Here is a 19,862-nt window from a genome sequence, read left to right as displayed (position 1 = left end):
ATTTAAAAATAGAGAGAAAACGATGTAGGTACTGCTCGTTACAGAAAATGATAATCCAGTCTTTTTCCTCATGTTGATAGGAGGCAATCTTAATGGTAGATCAACAACGACCACAAGTACAAGAAGTAAACATAAGCCAAGAAATGAGAACTTCATTTTTAGATTATGCAATGAGTGTAATTGTTTCACGGGCATTACCAGATGTAAGGGACGGGTTAAAGCCTGTTCACCGCCGGATACTGTTCGCTATGCATGACTTAGGAATGCATTCGGATAAACCTTACAAAAAGTCTGCTCGTATTGTTGGTGAAGTTATAGGTAAATACCATCCACACGGTGACAGTGCTGTTTATGAATCAATGGTAAGAATGGCTCAAGATTTTAGTTATCGAAATATGCTTGTTGATGGCCATGGTAACTTTGGTTCTGTTGATGGAGATTCAGCGGCAGCCATGCGTTATACGGAAGCCCGTATGTCAAAAATATCGATGGAATTATTAAGAGACATAAATAAAGATACCATCGATTACACTGAAAACTATGATGGATCTGAAAAAGAACCAGTCGTTTTTCCAGCTCGTTTTCCAAATTTACTCGTCAATGGTGCATCTGGAATAGCTGTTGGGATGGCAACAAATATTCCTCCTCATCAGTTAGGAGAAACAATCGATGCGGTGTTAGCTATTAGTAAAGACCCCGACATTACGATAGAGGAATTAATGGAAAATCACATTTTTGGTCCTGATTTCCCTACTGCAGGTCAAATCCTTGGTAGAAGCGGAATTAGAAAAGCATTTGAAACAGGCAAAGGCTCGATCACCATTCGGGCAAAAGCACGTATAGAGGAACATGCAAACGGTAAGTCTACTATCATTGTAAATGAATTGCCTTATCAAGTTAATAAAGCGAAACTGATCGAAAAAATAGCTGAACTTGTTCGAGATAAAAAAATAGATGGTATAACAGACTTACGAGATGAATCAGATCGTAATGGGATGCGTGTTGTTATTGAACTTCGGCGTGATGCAAATCCAAACGTAATTTTAAACAATTTATACAAACAAACAGCACTACAAACCTCATTTGGAATTAATATGCTTGCACTTGTTGATGGTCAACCAAAGGTATTGAATTTAAAGCAATGCTTAGTTCATTATCTTGATCATCAAAAAGTAGTGATCAAAAGAAGAACTGCTTTTGAACTTAAAAAAGCAGAAGCAAGGGCACACATTTTAGAAGGATTAAGAATTGCTTTAGATCATCTTGATGAAGTGATCACATTAATCCGTCAATCAAATACAGCCGATATAGCAAGAGAAGGGTTAATTGAGCGCTTTGAATTAACAGAAAAACAGGCACAGGCCATTTTGGATATGCGACTCCAACGATTAACTGGTCTAGAAAGAGAAAAAATAGAACAGGAATATGAAGACCTCATTAAGCTGATTGATGAATTAAGAGCGATTTTAGCTGATGAAGAAAAAGTGTTAGAAATCATTCGTGATGAATTAACGGAAATAAAAGAACGCTTTAATGATAAAAGACGTACGGAAATTATGATTGGTGGAACCGATTTTATTGAAGATGAAGACTTAATTCCTGTGGAAAATGTGGTGATTACATTAACCCATAATGGTTATGTAAAACGATTACCTTCCTCTACCTATCGTAGTCAAAAAAGAGGTGGTCGTGGTGTACAAGGAATGGGAACAAATGAAAATGATTTTGTAGAACATCTTGTGTCCACTTCAACACATGACACCATTTTATTTTTCACTAACAAAGGAAAAGTATATAAAGCGAAAGGCTATGAAGTACCTGAATTTAGCAGAACAGCTAAGGGTATTCCGATTATCAACCTATTAGAAATCGAGAAAGAGGAATGGATTAATGCGGTAATCTCGGTCAATGAATTTGTAGATGATTGTTATTTATTCTTCACTACTAGACAAGGTATTTCGAAACGAACAACATTATCGCAATTTGCCAACATCCGTAAAGGTGGCTTAATTGCATTAAATTTACGAGAAGAAGATGAGTTAATTTCCGTTCGTCTAACGGATGGGAACAAACATATAATAATCGGAACGAAAAATGGTTATTTAATCCGTTTCCCAGAGGAACAAATTCGATCTATGGGTCGAACAGCTGCAGGAGTAAAAGGTATTTCCTTGCGTGGAGATGACAAAGTAGTATCAATGGAAATACTAGAAAAAGATTATCAAGTACTAAACGTAACAAGTAAAGGCTATGGTAAAAGAACACCTGAAACAGAATACAGAATCACCAATCGTGGTGGAAAAGGAATATTTACTAGCCATATAACGGAAAAAACAGGGCATATCGTGGCAGTGAAGGCAGTTACAGGTGACGAAGATATTATGGTCATCACTGTTTCTGGTGTATTAATTCGTATGCCAGTTGAAGGAATTTCTGTTACGGGACGAAACACACAAGGAGTTCGTCTTATTCGAATTCAGGAAGAAGAAGAAGTTGCAACTGTCGCCATGATTGATACGGATGATCAAGAAGGATTAGAAATAGAAAATGAAGAATCTGAAACAGAAGAAAGTAATGAACAGGTTGACCTTAATTCAACCGATTCAATTGTTTCTGAAGACGAATAAATGTTTAATAAGGATAACTTTTGTCGTTTGGCAGAAGTTATCTTCATTCTATATATGAGGTGGGATAAATGATCGTATCACCAACACAAATGGTAATTGGTTGCATAATTTTAAAGGATGTTATTGGAAAGACGAATCGTCCACTCATTCCAAAAAATACGGTTGTTAACGAAAAACATATCACAATATTAAAAAAATTTCTCGTTCATGAAGTTGAGGTTGCCTCCAGGCTTTCCTATGGAGCTCCATTTGTTCCGAAACCCATCTCTCAAAAAGATCATGTTCAAGAGAACGATAGGAATCATAAAAAGAGCCATACCAAAACGTTTGCAGATTATTATCTTGATGCTGTTCAAGGATATAAACAATTATTTGTAAAATGGCAAAGAGGATTATCCATAGAAATCAAAGAAGTTAGAAAACTTCTTACCCCACTCCTTGATAAAATAGATGATATTGGCCTATCCATTTACCAAATACATACGTTTGCTTCTGCTAGGGATTATTTTTATCACCATCAAGTAGCAGTATCACTACTCTCAGCTTTTCTTGCAAAGAAAATGAGCTTAAATGAATGGAAACAAGTAGGATTAGCAGGACTTCTAGCTGACTGTGGCATGGCAAAATTGCAGCCCTCCTTGATCAATAAAGATGGAGCACTCACGAAGAATGAATACAAGGAAATCCAAAAACACCCTACCTTTTCTTATAAGATGGTAGATGAAATACCTTCTTTAACAACAGCAATTAAGTTAGGGATTTTACAGCATCATGAGCGATTGGACGGTACTGGATACCCAATGGGTGTAAAAGAGGAAAAAATACATTCATATGCTAATATCATAGCTGTTTGTGATATGTATCATGCAATGACATCAGAAAGACTTTATCGGAAAAAATGTTCTCCATTTAAGGCGATAGAAGAAATGCTACAAGATCAATTTGGAAAATATGATTATGAAATGATTCGGTTATTTGTAGATACCTTAACTAATTTTACAAAAGGAACAATGATAAGACTTTCTAATAATTCCGTAGGTCAAATTGTATTTGTAGATGATCATTATCCAACACGCCCAATCGTACGATTAAAAGATAGTGGTGAGCTCATTGCATTAAAAAATGAAACATCCATCTATATTGAAGAGATTCAAATGAATGATGAAACAATCAATATATAAGTGAAATTTTATTCTTTTTTAAGATGTAATAGATATTGTCCAAGCATTAATGGTACCTTTGTGGCAGTGACATCCAAAAAATGTTGAATAAAAGGATAATCCTCATTCGGATGATTATGAATCAAATCCCCCCACCACTCTGTTTCATAACGACAGATCATACTTAAATTATATAATAGTAAATAATGATACATGACTTCATTAAAGGTTAGAAAATAGTGTCGGTTCCAAGGGAAATAAAATGTTTGTTTTTGATAATGAAAATAAAAAGGACCATTTGATATTGGGTTTATAGGATCCATTAGTTCAACAACAAGTTTCTTTTCCTGTTTATGGACCCCTTTTATATTCAGACGACTCGTTTGAAGCTTTTCAATAAAACGATGTTCTGTCGTGTGATAGTGATCTAAGATACTGAGCGGAAAAGTTACAAAATTATCACCGTAATTTCCAATCGGGAACATGGAGTCTCTTTTATTATAGTGGATATACATATCACGCATTTCAGGAATATTATGAAAAAGCCTATTCATATCCATTTTTTCTAAATAGGCTTCTTTTTCACCATATAGATACGTTGAAAAATACGGGAAAAGCCCGTTATGTTGTGGTTTTACTTCATCCTGTAAAAAGGAATAATTTTGTTTTTTTCGTTTTCTTGTAGATACACCATGTGAAAGCAGTGATGTATTTTCGGGATAGTCAGGACGTTGTGTTAATAAGCAGGCTTTTAATAAATGGATCATTCCATAAAAGTATAAGATAGGCTTCGTTATAAGATCCGCTTTTTTTCCCGTAGCAAAAAAGGACTCCCCATGTTCGAGATAGTAAATAAAGCGATATGCATTTTCAAAGCTCTTCTTTTCACCACCCTCTACATGATTGTTATGATAGCAGTCATGTAAATAGGACTGTGCCGTATTTGCTGATTTTAAATAGGTTAAAAAGGTAGTTATCTCATCTATTAGTACCATATTTGATCCCTCATTGAAAAATAGTAGAAAAAGGTTGAAAAAGAAATAGTGATGTCGTATTGTAAATAGCAATAAGAAAAAAGAATGATTAACGAATGGATTCAGAATACTAATTCTAGTTTAACCAACTTTTTAAAAACGATAAGGGAGGGATTTATATGAGAGAGGACAAATTTGCAAAGGAAGGCCTTACTTTTGATGATGTTTTGCTTATGCCAGCAAAATCAGAGATCCTACCTAGAGATGTATCTGTAAGTACAGTTCTTTCTGAAAATATAAAACTAAATATACCGCTCATTAGTGCTGGAATGGATACTGTAACAGAAGCTGAAATGGCAATTGCAATGGCACGTCAAGGTGGTTTGGGAATCATTCATAAAAATATGTCAATAGAGGATCAAGCAGAACAAGTTGACATGGTGAAACGCTCAGAAAGCGGAGTTATCACAAACCCTTTTTTCCTATATCCAGAAAATCAAGTTTTTGATGCAGAACACTTAATGGGAAAATTCCGAATTTCAGGTGTTCCAATTGTAAATAATGAAGAAGAACAAAAATTAGTCGGGATTCTAACCAATCGTGATTTACGGTTTGTTCAAGACTATTCGATAAAAATATCAGAAGTAATGACAAGTGAGAATCTCGTTACTGCTCCTGTTGGGACAACTCTAGAACAAGCAGAAAAAAAATTACAACAATATAAAATTGAAAAATTGCCATTAGTCGATGATGAAGGTGTTTTAAAAGGTCTTATTACAATTAAAGACATTGAAAAAGTAATTGAATTTCCTCATGCAGCCAAGGACGCGAGCGGAAGATTACTTGCTGGAGCAGCTATTGGTGTAACGGCAGATGCAATGACAAGAGTAGAAAAATTGGTGGAAGCCGGTGTTGATGTACTTGTTCTAGACACCGCACATGGTCACTCTAAAGGTGTAATTGACCAAGTAAAAAATCTTCGTACTAAATACCCAAACATTGATATTATTGCAGGAAATGTTGCTACAGCTGAAGCAACAAAAGATTTAATTGAAGCTGGGGCAAATATTATTAAAGTTGGAATTGGACCTGGTTCGATCTGTACGACAAGAGTTGTGGCAGGTGTTGGTGTTCCACAAATAACCGCTGTTTATGATTGTGTACAGGAAGCGAGTAAATATGGCATACCAGTGATTGCTGATGGTGGAGTTAAATATTCTGGTGATGTAGTAAAAGCACTTGCAGCAGGTGCACATGTTGTTATGCTTGGCAGTCTTTTTGCTGGAGTATCTGAAAGTCCTGGAGAGACGGAAATTTTCCAAGGACGTAGATACAAGGTATACCGTGGAATGGGTTCAGTAGAATCTATGAAATCAGGATCAAAGGATCGCTATTTTCAAGAATCAGAAGAAACGAAAAAATTAGTACCTGAAGGAATTGAAGGACGTGTCGCATACAAAGGGCCTCTAGTTGACACTGTACACCAACTACTGGGAGGGTTGCGTTCAGGCATGGGGTACTGTGGAGCTAAAGATATAGACCAGTTAAGAAATGATGCCCAGTTTATTCGTATGACTGGTGCTGGATTAAGAGAAAGTCATCCACATGATGTCCAGATTACGAAAGAAGCCCCTAATTATTCAATGTAAACCATTATAGAGGTTGTTCAAAAACTCGCCAATTTGCCGACTTTTTGAGCACACACTTATAATTTTCGAACGGAGCAAACAGAAGAAAGTAGCTAGGCTGGTACACGCTTGTCTAGCTACTTTTTCTGTTTTCTAATAGAGTTACGAACGATTGGTGAAAAACTATTACTAAAGGAAGTTTCTCTTTTCTATTACATATGATAAAATAGCTGAGATATGACAATTTAGGTGGAGGTAGAGAAAGTTGAAAATGAATTGTAAGACATCTATGATCACACTGCTAGCGTATGTTTTGTTCGTTACATCTTTTATATATAGTCCTTTAAAAGTTGATGCAGAAACAAACTTTGATGTACAAGCCCAATCAGCAATCTTATTGGATGTGGAAACAGGAAAGATACTATTTGCTAAAGATCCAGATATAAAATTACCTCCAGCAAGTATGACAAAAATGATGACGGAATATCTTGTGTTAGAAGCGATAGAAAACGGAGAAATTAGTTGGGAAACTACTACACAAATTAGTGACTATGCTTATAGTATATCAGCAGATCCAACCTTCTCTGGTATTGGTCTTACTCAAGATAAAGATTATACTGTAAGACAACTTTATGAGGCAATGGCTATTGGATCAGATAATGCAACAACCATTGCTCTTGCCGAATTGATAGCAGGTTCTGAAGGTGAATTTGTACAAAAAATGAATGAAAAAGGAAAAGAAATGGGTCTTACCGATTATCAATTTGTCAATTCCACGGGATTATCAAATACAGACCTTGGAGAAAGCTATCCAGAAGGAACGGATCCAGAGGGAGAGGATCTTCTATCGTCTAAGGCAGCAGCACTGCTTGCTTATCGGTTAGTTACAGATTTTCCGAATGCATTAGAAATTTCAAGTCAACTTCAAACAGAATTAGATGGTCGTACATTACTTAATTTAAACTGGATGCTTCCACATACAGCGACGTATTTAGTTCCATTTAAATACGAAGGTGTTGACGGCTTAAAAACAGGTTATACAGAGAAAGCTGGATATACATTTACTGGTACTGCTGAGAAAAACGGCCGTCGCTTGATCTCAGTAGTGATGAAAACGTCTAGTAAACAAGCACGATTTCAGGAAACAAGTAAGCTGCTTGATTATGGATTTAATCAGTTTGAAAAGAAGGAACTATTTCCAAAGGGGTATCAAATAAAAGGGAAGTCAACGATTCCAGTAGCAAAAGGAAAAGCGGATACCGTTGAAATAGCCTCCAATGAAGCAGTTCAAACTGTAGTTAAAGATGGAGAAGATGAAAACTATTCTGTTAAGTATACGATTGATGAAGAAAAGTTAAATAAAGATGGTGAACTCGTTGCCCCAATTGAAAAGGGAGAAAAAATTGGGAAGATGGAGTTAGTTTACACTGGCGATAATGATTTTGGTTATATACGAAATGATAAAGAAACAGTTTCGGTCGATATAGTTACGACTTCAAGTGTAGAAAAGTCAAATTGGTTTATGCTAGGAATAAGTGGTATTGGTCAGTTTTTCAGTAACATGTTTACTTCTGTTTCCGATACGGTTAAAGGCTGGTTCTAACTAGTAGGATTTAATCATAATTTACGTTACAATAGTCGATAGAGTAAACACTGGAGGGTTTTAAACAAAACTTTTGAGCAATATAGCATGGGAGGAAAAGATGATGACAAACTTAGGTACGGATCGAGTAAAACGGGGAATGGCTGAAATGCAAAAGGGTGGCGTTATCATGGATGTGGTTAATGCAGAACAAGCTAAAATAGCAGAAGAAGCTGGCGCTGTTGCGGTAATGGCACTAGAAAGAGTTCCTGCAGATATTCGCGCTGCTGGTGGAGTGGCAAGAATGGCGGACCCTACTATTGTAGAAGAGGTAATGAATGCTGTTTCTATTCCTGTTATGGCAAAGGCTCGTATTGGTCATATTGTAGAGGCTAGAGTTCTAGAAGCAATGGGTGTAGATTACATTGATGAAAGTGAAGTATTAACACCAGCTGATGAGGTTTACCATATAAATAAACGTGAGTATACTGTTCCATTTGTTTGCGGATGTCGTGATCTTGGTGAGGCTGCAAGAAGAATTGGTGAAGGTTCCTCTATGCTTCGTACAAAAGGTGAACCTGGAACAGGAAATATCGTTGAGGCGGTTCGTCATATGCGTGAAGTTCAATCACAAATCCGTAAATTAATCGGAATGTCTGAGGATGAAGTAATGACATTTGCCAAAAACCTAGGAGCTCCATATGATGTACTTCTTGATATTAAGAAAAATGGGCGTCTACCAGTTGTCAACTTTGCTGCAGGCGGAGTCGCAACACCTGCAGATGCTGCATTAATGATGCAACTAGGTGCGGACGGTGTATTTGTTGGTTCCGGTATTTTTAAATCGGATAACCCTGAAAAATTTGCAAAAGCAGTGGTAGAAGCCACAACCCATTATGAAGATTACGAATTAATTGGTAAACTATCTAAAGGACTTGGTAATGCGATGAAGGGAATTGAAATCAGTACGTTAGCTCCTGAAAACCGTATGCAAGAACGTGGTTGGTAAGATTCTACCTTTACCTTAGTGTTTGATCGTGTAAAAGTGCGTGTTCTAAAAGGAGAAGTGCCTCATGACGAAAACAAAAATTGGCATATTAGGCCTTCAAGGTGCAGTAAGAGAACATTTGCAATCTGTAATTGCATCTGGAGCTGAGGGTGTTGTAATTAAACAAAAAGAACAATTAGATGAAATAGATGGATTGATTTTACCAGGTGGAGAAAGTACCACTATGAGAAGATTAATTGATAAATATGATTTTTTTGATGCCTTGGTTGCATTCGGAAAAAAAGGGAAACCTATTTTTGGTACGTGTGCAGGACTCATTCTTTTGGCAAAGAATATTGTTGGAAGTGATTCTGCTCATTTGCAGCTTATGGACATTAAAGTTGAGCGTAATGCATTTGGTAGACAAATTGCAAGCTTTGAAGCTGATTTAAATGTGAAGGATGTTGGTGAAGGGTTTAATGCCGTTTTTATTCGAGCACCCTATGTAGTAGAAGCTAGTGATGATGTAGATGTATTGGCAACATATAATGGAAAAATTGTTGCAGCAAGACAAAATCATTATTTATGTAGTGCTTTTCACCCAGAGCTAACAGATGACCATAGAATGGCAAGTTATTTTGTTAAAATGGTAGAGGAATCAAAGTCAGCTCTTGCAACACAATAAAAAATTCGCTATCTTATATAGAAATAGCGTTTTGAACAAACTCTAAAAGTGATGAAAGGAACTAGTAACAGTAGCTCTTTCTTAAGAGAGTCGATGGTTGGTGTGAATCGATGAAGAATACTGTGAATCCATCCTAGAACTGGTATGCTGAAGTTAAGTATGTATACCCGGGTTTAATCCCGTTATCATATTCTGAGCCGGAAGATTTAATCTTCAATAAGGGTGGTATCGCGGGAATCCAACTCTCGTCCCTATGTTATTAGGGATGGGAGTTTTTGTATTTAATTTAGTTGATAACTGTAAGGAGGATATCCAATGTTAGAGATGAAAATGTTACGTGGCAATTACAACGAAGTGAAAGCAAAGTTAAAGAATCGTGGTGAGGATTTATCTGACCTTGATCGATTCGGTGATTTAGATGAAAGAAGACGTAAGTTGATTACAGAAACGGAAGAATTAAAAGCAAAACGAAACGAAGTGACGAAGCAAATATCTATAATGAAAAAAGAAAAAAAAGATGCAGATGAATTCATTAAAGAAATGAGAGAAGTAGGAGAAAAAATAAAAAAATTGGACGCTGAATTAAAGGAAGTCGACACACAATTAGAAACGTTACTCCTGTCTATTCCAAATATTCCACATGAAAGTGTTCCAGTTGGTGAAAGTGAAGATCAAAACGTTGAAATACGAACATGGGGAGACGTTAAAGATTTCTCCTTTGAAGCTAAAGCACATTGGGAATTAGCAACAGAGTTGGATATACTTGATTTTGAGCGCGCCTCAAAAGTGACAGGCAGCCGTTTTGTTTTTTATAAAGGATTAGGTGCAAGACTGGAAAGAGCCTTAATTAATTTTATGATGGATTTACATGCAGATCAGCACGGTTATGAGGAAATGCTCCCACCTTACATGGTGAATCGAGCAAGCATGACTGGAACAGGACAATTGCCTAAATTTGAAGAAGATGCATTTAAAATTGATGGATGGGATTACTTTTTAATACCTACTGCAGAAGTACCTGTTACAAATTATTACCATGATGAAATTTTAAACGGAAATGATTTGCCAAAAAAATACGTTGCCTACAGCGCTTCTTTTCGTTCTGAAGCTGGTTCTGCAGGAAGAGATACACGAGGATTAATTCGTCAGCATCAATTTAATAAAGTAGAGCTCGTCCAGTTCGTTAAACCAGAGGATTCTTATAACGTATTAGAAGAATTAACAGGACAAGCGGAAAAAGTATTACAGCTGTTGGAACTACCTTACCGTGTAATGAGCATGTGTACTGGAGATTTAGGTTTCACTGCTGCAAAAAAATACGATATAGAAGTATGGCTTCCTAGTTATGAAACGTATCGCGAAATCTCTTCTTGTTCTAATTTTGAAGCTTTCCAAGCACGACGCGCAGGCATACGTTTCCGCAGAGAGGAAAAAGGTAAACCTGAATTTGTTCATACACTTAATGGTTCAGGACTTGCACTCGGTCGAACAGTGGCTGCTATTATAGAAAACTATCAGCAGGAGGATGGGTCTATCGTCATTCCTGAGGTGTTGCGTCCTTACATGGGAGGCAAAAGCGTAATAAAACAGTGAAGGAAAAATAATTGATATTAGGGAGATGAAGACGCATTCGGAGCCAAAAACCAGCCAAACGCGCTCTCATCAAGGCGATGAAGACGCATTCGGGGCGAAAAACCAGCCAAACACGCTCTCATCAAGGCGATGAAGACGCATTTGGAGCCAAAAACCAGCCAAATGCGCTCTCATCAGGGAGATGAAGACGCATTCGGGGCGAAAACCCAGCCAAACGCGCTCTCATTAGGGAGATGAAGACGCATTCGAAGCGAAAACCCAGCCAAACGCGCTCTCATTAGGAGATGAAGACGCATTTGGAGCGAAAACCCAGCCAAACGCGCTCTCATCAAGGCTATGAAGACGCATTCGAAGCGAAAACCCAGCCAAACGCGCTCTCATCAAGGCGATGAAGACGCATTCGAAGCGAAAACCCAGCCAAACGCGCTCTCATCAAGGCTATGAAGACGCATTCGGGGCGAAAACCCAGCCAAACGCGCTCTCATCAAGGCTATGAAGACGCATTCGGGGCGAAAAACCAGCCAAACACGCTCTCATCAAGGAGATGAAGACGCATTTGGAGCGAAAACCCAGCCAAACGCGCTCTCATCAAGGCGATGAAGACGCATTCGGGGCGAAAACCCAGCCAAACGCGCGTCCTCCCCCCATCTGCTTGCTTTTAATTATCTGGCTTTTTATACGTAAACTAGTAACTGTGCTGTTTTCATTCATTGTGGTGGCTGATAAGCCATGGAGGTTTTTGAACACGCACTAAAATAGTTATTGACATCCTGGTTAGACATGCTATGATTATTTATAATTGGGCATAGTCTGATTGACATATGCTAAAGGAACTATTTATTTTAGAGACAGGGGGAGCAATGACATCGTATCTTTATTGTGGGCACTTAGGTACGATTGAGCTAGTAGTGCAACCGATCCTTTTCTTATAAAAGAAAGGGGAAAAAAAAGTGAGAAAAAAGGTATTTTTAATGTTAGGAGTATTGTTGGCATTAGCAGTCACAAGTGTGAGTTATGCAGCAACGAATGCTGCAAAATCTGTCACAGTTAATTCTGGACAATTTGCTACCGTCACTGCAGCAAGTGGAACAGATGGCCCAACAGGGATTGTTGATTTTCCAAATTGGAAACCAGCAAAAGGAGTTTCAGGAACGACTGGAAAAAGTGATCTTTATATCATTGATCCTAATAGCTATACAGGTGATGTATATGGAACACTTTATCTTGGTAATGCGGGCGATTTAGCGAAAAATTATAGTTTTTTAAATTTGAATGTTAAGATTTACGGTAAAAGTGATAGTGCAACTAGCTGGACTGAAGTAGAAACAACCGTACTTTCTTTAGCAAACGGTTTTATTACTTTTACACTTAGTGGTGGTTTTGACAGCTATGCAGTTAGTATATCTAGTGGCAGTTATTACGCCATTTCTACGGATGCAACGGATGGGAGTTTGTCACCTGACTTTTACGTGGAGATTAAATAGATCATGAGATTCTGTAAACGAATCACAATGCTTAGCGCATTTTTGTTTTTTTCGATTACATTTGTTTCTTGGGCATATGGAGAAGCGCTTCGACTGAACATAAACGTAAAACCAGATAGCACCTTATCTAGTGGGAAAGCAGCAGCAGTCACATCACTAAGTGGTGGTGCCTATTCTTTATATACTGGACGTGCCTATAAAATTTCTGGTATTCCGCTTTATAAGATTGATCTTGGAAATAAACGATACAGCGAATTGGCACAAATAATCGTCACGGTGTTTGGAATCAATGAAGATAATAATCTTTTAAAAGACAATTGGTGGGTAGAAGTTGGAGTGTATTATGAACTACCAGCTTCTGCAACAAATGCTGATTATGTGTTGGAACTTGAGGATGGAACGGATTTAAAGGTAAATATGCTTTCAGATGATGTCCTATTTATGAATCGTACACAAGCAAGTGGTATTCTGGCTCCTCAACAACTCATTCCACAAGATGCTCGAAGTAATACGACATTGTACATCATAGCGACCTATAAAAACCCTGGAGGAAAAGTAGCCCCAGGTCAACAAGAACAAATAAACAATTTAACCTTTGATCTTATGGTGAGAATGTAAAAGTGGTTATTTACTTGATCTTGTTAAGGAGATCTCTGGAATGAAAAATGTCGGACGGATTTATACATTTTTTATATTTGCTGTGATGGTATCGATGGTGTTGTATTTTCAATATGGTACGCCACCTTTAACTGCAATCCCAACTAAAAGTATGGAACCAGAATTAAACGTCGGTGACCTAGTCATTATTCGGAAGGTTACTCCATCAGAAGTAAAGGTTGGGGATGTTATCGTTGTCCGTGTCCCTAAGGCAGTCCAGGATAGATTTAATTATCCACCATCGATTATTCATCGAGTCGTGGAAGTAAATGAAGCAAATGGTACGCTACAATTTAGAATAAAAGGGGATAACAATAACGGGGAAGACCCTTTCACCGTTCTTCCTGAGGATATAATGGGAACGGATGCAGCATCATACCGTTATCTCGGTTATCTGATTTTATTTTTAAATAGCAAACAAGGATTTTATTTTATTCTTTCTTCATTTATTTTGTATTTGTTATATGTGATTTTTGATGAATTAGAGAAAAGAGAAATTAGTTTAAGAAAAGGTATTGCCTTATTTTTCTTTTCAGATTTGTTTCAAAGTACGAAACAAATAGAAAAGGGACAAAAGCAAATAATGGGCCTTTTAAGAGAAAACGTGCAGAAAAGAGAACGTGTACCATACACAGACATGGCCCAAATAGAAAAAATAATACATTTGATTGAAAGAAACCGACGCTTGATTAAGGAACAAACGTCCAGTCATATAAATGATCCTGCCTTTCAGGAACTTATTATGGCACTGGTTGAATTAGAACAAGAACTGGATCTAAAACAGCAGAATGATTTAGATCGTCTAGAACATAATCATAACACGACAAAAAGTATGTTAGATGAAAAAGAAGAATGGAAACAAATTCCTCCAAGAAAACGAAATAAAAGGTTCTTTAAAAAAAAATAAAATGTGCATTAAAATTGAATGGAACACTTCTTTATAGTGCATGTTTATAAAGTCGACTTTTTGAACAACCTTTTATAGTTTCGAATTTAAAATGATCATTGATACGAGCATAACCGGTTGACACTCACCATACATACATGGTATATTTATTTTCGTTGACTATGGAGGAGTACCCAAGTCTGGCTGAAGGGAGCGGTCTTGAAAACCGCCAGGAGCTTCACGGCTCGCGGGGGTTCGAATCCCTCCTCCTCCGCCATATACAGCGCATAAAATTGGAGATTTAAATAAAAAGACCGTTACAATGTGTAACGGTCTTTTGTGTTTTACACTTTAAGTGCGTAGAAAAAAAACACTTGACATATTCTCTGTTTCCCTGCATAATACTTTAAAATAAATGTTATCGGCGAAGAGCAGGCTAGTAGATAAAAAACCATACGAAAAGAGATTGGAATTCATCGGCTGAAAGATTCCATCGTCATAGGTCTTATCGAACCTACCTAGGAGCTTGTTAGGTAAACCTAACCGCACCGTGCGTTATCGGAAAGAGCGGGCATCTGTCTAGCATAATAGAGGATGTCAACTAAGGTGGTACCGCGGAACGAACCTCATTCCGTCCTTTTGTAATCAAAAAGGATGGAATGGGGTTTTTTAATTTTGGAAGTATTTATTGCTATTTTTTGATTAGGAGGAATTGCTAAATGTTTAAAAAGGTATCCTTTGTTGGCGCTGGTTCAATGGCAGAAGCAATTATAACAGGAATGTTGGCAAAAGGGTTTTTAAAGTCAAACGAAATTAGTGTTACAAATAAAGAAAATAAAGAGAGACTAGAACGATTAGTTAATCTTTATCAGGTCGATAGCTCATCAGATCGAGGAAAGGTTATCAAAGGTGCTGATATCGTAATTTTGTCCATGAAACCAAAAGATATTAAAGATGCTTTACATGCTATTAAAGGCTATATTGAACCGAATCAGATTGTTGTTTCCGTTTTAGCTGGTGTTTCAACAGACTATATATCTGTGGAATTGGGTTTAAATGCTCCTGTAGTAAGAGCCATGCCAAATACATCGGCAACGATTGGTTGTTCCGCTACAGCAATTGCAGGAGGAAAATATGCAAACAACGAGCATATTGAAAAGGTAAAGGAACTATTTCAAACAATTGGTACAACAGCTGTCGTAGATGAGGCAGATCTTCATGCAATTACTGGTTTATCTGGTAGTGGTCCAGCTTACATTTATTATTTTGCCGAAGCAATGGAACAGGCAGCTAAAGATGCAGGTATAAATGAAGAAGTTGCGAAAGAATTAATTATACAGACATTCGTTGGAGCTGCTCAAATGCTAAAAACAACAAAAGAAGAGCCTGCAGTATTACGAAAAAAGATAACGAGTCCTGGTGGAACAACTCAAGCCGGGGTTGAGACGTTAGAAAAATATAAATCACAAGAGGCGCTCATAGCCTGCATTAAACAAGCTGGGGCAAGGTCGGTAGAACTGGGTAGTGCGTTTCAAGCAAGATCAAGCACATTAAAGTAAAAGCAAGACTGGACAGCACTTTGTGCACAAAAAAGATAAGGGAGTCATTTGGTGCCTTTTTGAACAGCAGCTTTAGTGGTTTCGTCCCACTTTTCTAGATTCTTGAATGATAGCACCTATTTTTTCTAACATCGGTTGCAAGGAGGTTTGATCATCATGCAGATCATAGTCCGCAATATTAATCCGTAAAATTGGGCAAGTATTAAATTGGTCTATCCATTGTTGATAGCGGTTATACATTTCCTCCCAATAACTTAAAGGGGTTTGCTGTTCCATTGGTCTGCCGCGTTCCTTGATTCGCTTCATAATAGCTTCAAAGGATCCTTCTAAGTAAATGAGTAAATCTGGGTGTGGAAAAAAAGGTGTCATCACCATTGCATCAAATAAGCTCTTATATGTTTCATAATCGGCTTTCATCATTGTGCCTTGTTCATAATGCATTTTTGCAAAGATACCAGTATCTTCATAAATAGATCGATCTTGAATGAAACCACCGCCATATTCAAACATTCTTTTCTGTTCTTTGAATCGCTCTGCTAGGAAATAGACTTGAAGGTGGAAGCTCCATCGTTTGAAATCTGCATAAAATTTATCTAAATATGGATTGGTATCCACCTTTTCTAAGGAAGTGCGGAAGTGTAATGCTCTCGCTAGTGCGTTTGTCATTGTTGACTTTCCTATCCCAACCGTTCCAGCAATTGTTATGAAACTATTGTGTGGAATATTATACTTTTCAGTGTGTATCAATTCAAGAACTCCTCCCTTGTTGGAGATGCTTGTTCACCTTGTTAATCATAAAGTCTAAATCTTTTTGATTGTTTATAAAATCAAGGTCATCAACATTGAACCTTACAATCGGAATGGACGGATGTAGCACTTCAAATTGACCCATAAATTCTTGATAATCCTTTGACAGTTGTTCCAAATAGGAAGACTGAATGTTGTGTTCAATTCCACGGTTACGAGATCTAATCTGATGGATTAATGTGTCTAAACGAGCATCTAAGTAAACAATTAGATTCGGCTGTGGAAGATCCGTCGTCAGAATATCGTAAATCTGCTCATATTTTATAAATTGGGTCTCTTTCAAGGTTCTTTTAGCAAATATCCTATTTTTTACGATATGATAATCAGCAATTACGGATTTTCCTCTATGTAAGAAGTATTTTTCTATATCCTCTAACTGTTTGTATCGATTACAAAGAAAAAACATTTCGGTTTGAAAACTCCATTCGTCAATGTTGTCGTAGAAATTATTCAAAAATGGATTTTCTTCTACTATTTCTTTTAGTATATGAAATTGAAAGTGAGCAGCTAATTTCATTGCAAATGAAGTCTTACCGACACCAATTGGTCCTTCTACAGCAATAAAAGGTACCTCCCCCATTTCTTCCCCTCCAATCACCATTTCATGTTTATAGGTAGTATTATATTTAACTCATTTCCGAAGCAACTTTTCATAAGAATTTACTGATGAAAGTTTCCCTTAATACTACCATAATTTATCAAAAGGAAGAAAAATAAGTAATCGCCACTGGATCTATGTGACAACTTAAGTTTGGAATGGTGTCAACGTAAAATAAGAATAGGATTTGCCTCTTTTCAAGTATAAATATTTTATGTATAATAAACAGTGCTTGTTTTTATTTTAAGTAAATGAATGTCAATCTTGGCTCCGTAGCTCAGGGGATAGAGCATTGGTTTCCTAAACCATGTGTCGCAGGTTCGAATCCTGCCGGGGCCACTATTCCTTATATACCAAAGGGTACAGCTGATTTTTTATTGAAATCGGTTCAACCTAAATTGGTATAAACCGAACGCATTATATAACAGAAACCGTAGGACTATCTTAACCATTTTAAGCCTTCTGAACAAAAATATTCAGGAGGTTTTTTTGTGAAGAAAAGTGTTTTTAAAGGTAAAAAGCAATTATTAAGTAGGAAGGGGTAGATACAACGCAACCTGATTATGATATTAAAGAATGTATTATCAAATCCTTACGACACATCTTTAGTAGGGATAGCTTTTGACTATTTAGAAAAATTAGGGTAGCAAAATTTTTATCAAGACAAATATATAAGCATTACTTCGGAACATATGTAACAGATGATAACTCAACACGAACCGAATCAACCGATTACACTTATGATAGAGGTTATAGTCCTGTAACAACAAACTACTCACCTAATTTTAATAATGAGTCAGAATTACGTGATAGAGGATGGTATAATTGGTATATGGGTGGAGGCTATAACTACCCAGAATACTACTGATAATTGCAACTGAAGGAATGAAGGGAGAGCATACCATGAAAAAGATAATATTCTTGGCATTTACTATCATGTTGCTCGTTGCTTGCCAAGATGCCAGCAATGAGCAACAGAAAGAACCTGAAACAAGTCAACCCGAAAATCAAGGAGCTCCTCCTTCTTTCGCTGTTAAGGAGTCTAAAGAATTATCGGCCAAATATTTAAGCGAATTTAAAAAAAGCCCTACTTCTATGCCATTTGAAATAACACTTGAAGTATCACCAAGAAAACAAAATAAAAAAGAAAAAATATTTTTTGACATTCAGGTCAAAAAGCCAAAAGAAAAAATGCAAAAAGTTACTATTACAGCACTTTTAGATGATGACATGTATGAATATCTAGATACCTCCCATTTATGGTTTTCTAATATTGAATCCGTGATGAATCCGGATTTTCCAGATGATTATTTCACACTGAAACCAAAACCAAAAGGGGAAGATATTTTAACTGTTGCAATCGGCAGAACTATGATTTTACTTGACAAAGAATTTAAATCATCATCCAGAGAGAATTTTATAAACACACTGTTAAAAACGAAAGTTAAAGTAACATGGATTGATAGTAATGCAGACAAACAGGAAAAATACATTCGTTTTAATAATGCCAATGTTACCGTCAAAGAGAATATCTTATAAGTTAAAAGAGCAAAATGATCTGCACCCCAAAAGCTAGAGTGAAATCTGCCTTTTGGGGTAGTTCAATTATGACTAAATATAGTGAATAATTTAAATGAATCCCAACATTTATCAGAACTGTAAGATTAGACCTCTTTGTAGCTGGTGTCAACAGTCTGATTTGTCGAACTTTTTGCACATACACTATATTAATAAGACAAAGGACAAAAAACGACACCTATAGGTATCGTTTTTTAGTATACTATTTATCCTTCTTTAACTGCTTCAAGTTCTACGTTGATTTTAATTTCATCACCGATTAGTACTCCGCCAGTTTCTAATGCTGCATTATAAGTAATGCCATAGTCACTACGCTTGATCTTTCCTTCTGCACTAAAGCCATACACTTCATTTCCCCAAGGATCTTTAGCTGATCCTTCAAATTCAACTTTAAATGTTTCTGATCTTGTCGTATTAGCGATAGAAAGATCACCAGTAACTTCATACTCATCATCGGATTTTTTTGTTACCTTTGTTGATTTGAAAGTTAACTTTGGATTGTTTTCTACATCAAAGAAGTCTGCCGAGCGTAAGTGCTCATCTCGTTGAGTATTACGTGTATCAATGCTTTTAATGTCTACGTTTACTTCAATTTCTGCAGAAGTTAAATCCTCTGGATCGGCAGTAATGTTAGCATCAAATTCATGAAATGTACCTTTTACCTTTGATACCATCATATGCTTGACTGAAAAATCAATACTTGTGTGACCAGGATCTACCTTAAATGCTGTTTTTGTCATGTGTATACCTCCATTTGATTATGTTGTTTCGTAAACTAAGTTACTTTATGTAAGCTAGTATATAATAGTAAATATAAATAGTCAACAAATTTATTTCGAAACTAGGATATTTATCTTTTTACGGGCGAGAAGACCCCCACTTCCATTATGTGAAGGTGGGTAACACCAATAATAAGTGGGGGATGAATGGCCCCTCCGAAGGAGATGAAATTTCTTGACTTAGAACATTTGTTCTGATAAAATTTAATTATGAAGGGAAAGGAGAATGGCGATGGGCACAAAAACGTACTTCTCTAATCGAGTCTATAAAAACAAG

The 19,862-nt window shown here is 36.7% G+C and carries 16 protein-coding genes, 2 tRNA genes, 1 riboswitch and 1 other annotated feature; of the genes, 14 read left to right on the top strand and 4 right to left on the bottom strand.

Annotated features, from left to right (window positions below; genetic code table 11):
- Window positions 1–92 precede the first annotated feature (92 nt).
- Together gyrA and NC797_RS16590 are read left to right on the top strand one after the other, a co-directional pair.
- Window positions 93–2,627: a DNA gyrase subunit A gene (gene gyrA / locus NC797_RS16595; RefSeq protein WP_272437932.1), complete on the top strand. Its 2,535-nt coding sequence runs from the start codon at window positions 93–95 to the stop codon at window positions 2,625–2,627.
- A gap of 68 nt (window positions 2,628–2,695) precedes the next feature.
- Entirely contained in the window at window positions 2,696–3,808 is a 1,113-nt protein-coding gene (locus tag NC797_RS16590) for an HD-GYP domain-containing protein (RefSeq protein ID WP_272437931.1), read from the top strand.
- A gap of 8 nt (window positions 3,809–3,816) precedes the next feature.
- Here the strand turns inward: NC797_RS16590 and NC797_RS16585 are convergent, their stop codons facing one another.
- Entirely contained in the window at window positions 3,817–4,782 is a 966-nt protein-coding gene (locus tag NC797_RS16585) for a YaaC family protein (RefSeq protein WP_272437930.1), read from the bottom strand.
- 158 nt (window positions 4,783–4,940) lie between these two features.
- Between NC797_RS16585 and guaB the strand changes: the two genes are divergently transcribed.
- The 10 genes from guaB (at window position 4,941) to proC (ending at window position 15,823) form a co-directional block, all read left to right on the top strand.
- Window positions 4,941–6,410, top strand: a complete 1,470-nt coding sequence (gene guaB / locus NC797_RS16580) for an IMP dehydrogenase (RefSeq protein ID WP_272437929.1) — start codon at window positions 4,941–4,943, stop codon at window positions 6,408–6,410.
- Between the two features lie 244 nt (window positions 6,411–6,654).
- A complete protein-coding gene (locus tag NC797_RS16575) occupies window positions 6,655–7,992 on the top strand; it encodes a D-alanyl-D-alanine carboxypeptidase family protein (RefSeq protein WP_417168723.1) in 1,338 nt (445 codons plus the stop codon).
- A 103-nt stretch (window positions 7,993–8,095) separates the two neighbouring features.
- A complete protein-coding gene (pdxS, locus tag NC797_RS16570; RefSeq protein ID WP_272437928.1) occupies window positions 8,096–8,980 on the top strand; it encodes a pyridoxal 5'-phosphate synthase lyase subunit PdxS in 885 nt (294 codons plus the stop codon).
- A 64-nt stretch (window positions 8,981–9,044) separates the two neighbouring features.
- Window positions 9,045–9,644: a pyridoxal 5'-phosphate synthase glutaminase subunit PdxT gene (gene pdxT / locus NC797_RS16565; protein WP_272437927.1), complete on the top strand. Its 600-nt coding sequence runs from the start codon at window positions 9,045–9,047 to the stop codon at window positions 9,642–9,644.
- A 42-nt stretch (window positions 9,645–9,686) separates the two neighbouring features.
- Window positions 9,687–9,900 (top strand) — a binding site (T-box leader).
- A gap of 59 nt (window positions 9,901–9,959) precedes the next feature.
- Window positions 9,960–11,237: a serine--tRNA ligase gene (serS, locus tag NC797_RS16560; RefSeq protein ID WP_272437926.1), complete on the top strand. Its 1,278-nt coding sequence runs from the start codon at window positions 9,960–9,962 to the stop codon at window positions 11,235–11,237.
- Between the two features lie 844 nt (window positions 11,238–12,081).
- Window positions 12,082–12,166, top strand: a riboswitch (cyclic di-GMP riboswitch).
- A 21-nt stretch (window positions 12,167–12,187) separates the two neighbouring features.
- Window positions 12,188–12,721 carry a hypothetical protein gene (locus tag NC797_RS16555; RefSeq protein ID WP_272437925.1) on the top strand — a complete coding sequence of 178 codons (534 nt, stop codon included), beginning with the start codon at window positions 12,188–12,190 and terminating at the stop codon, window positions 12,719–12,721.
- 3 nt (window positions 12,722–12,724) lie between these two features.
- Entirely contained in the window at window positions 12,725–13,339 is a 615-nt protein-coding gene (locus tag NC797_RS16550) for a hypothetical protein (protein ID WP_272437924.1), read from the top strand.
- A 40-nt stretch (window positions 13,340–13,379) separates the two neighbouring features.
- On the top strand, window positions 13,380–14,285 hold the full coding sequence (locus tag NC797_RS16545; protein ID WP_272437923.1) for a signal peptidase I: 906 nt from the start codon (window positions 13,380–13,382) through the stop codon (window positions 14,283–14,285).
- A 163-nt stretch (window positions 14,286–14,448) separates the two neighbouring features.
- A tRNA-Ser gene (locus NC797_RS16540) sits at window positions 14,449–14,541 on the top strand.
- Window positions 14,542–14,983: 442 nt separating this feature from the next.
- On the top strand, window positions 14,984–15,823 hold the full coding sequence (gene proC, locus NC797_RS16535; RefSeq protein ID WP_272437922.1) for a pyrroline-5-carboxylate reductase: 840 nt from the start codon (window positions 14,984–14,986) through the stop codon (window positions 15,821–15,823).
- Window positions 15,824–15,895: 72 nt separating this feature from the next.
- Here the strand turns inward: proC and NC797_RS16530 are convergent, their stop codons facing one another.
- Together NC797_RS16530 and NC797_RS16525 are read right to left on the bottom strand one after the other, a co-directional pair.
- On the bottom strand, window positions 15,896–16,570 hold the full coding sequence (locus NC797_RS16530) for a deoxynucleoside kinase (RefSeq protein ID WP_272437921.1): 675 nt from the start codon (window positions 16,568–16,570) through the stop codon (window positions 15,896–15,898).
- 1 nt (window position 16,571) lies between these two features.
- Window positions 16,572–17,210, bottom strand: coding sequence for a deoxynucleoside kinase (locus NC797_RS16525; protein ID WP_272437920.1), 639 nt, complete (start codon window positions 17,208–17,210; stop codon window positions 16,572–16,574).
- A 284-nt stretch (window positions 17,211–17,494) separates the two neighbouring features.
- Here NC797_RS16525 and NC797_RS16520 point away from each other — a divergent pair.
- Window positions 17,495–17,567: transfer RNA gene (locus NC797_RS16520), tRNA-Arg, on the top strand.
- A 564-nt stretch (window positions 17,568–18,131) separates the two neighbouring features.
- Window positions 18,132–18,767 (top strand): hypothetical protein, encoded by a 636-nt coding sequence (locus tag NC797_RS16515; RefSeq protein WP_272437919.1) that lies wholly within the window; start codon window positions 18,132–18,134, stop codon window positions 18,765–18,767.
- Between the two features lie 245 nt (window positions 18,768–19,012).
- Here the strand turns inward: NC797_RS16515 and NC797_RS16510 are convergent, their stop codons facing one another.
- Entirely contained in the window at window positions 19,013–19,546 is a 534-nt protein-coding gene (locus NC797_RS16510; protein WP_272437918.1) for a YceI family protein, read from the bottom strand.
- Between the last annotated feature and the right edge of the window lie 316 nt (window positions 19,547–19,862).

Source organism: Terrihalobacillus insolitus (assembly GCF_028416575.1).
GTDB lineage: Bacteria > Bacillota > Bacilli > Bacillales > Amphibacillaceae > Terrihalobacillus > Terrihalobacillus insolitus.
The sequence above is the reverse complement of the archived record's forward strand: the minus strand, read 5'-3'. Positions and strand labels throughout refer to the sequence as shown.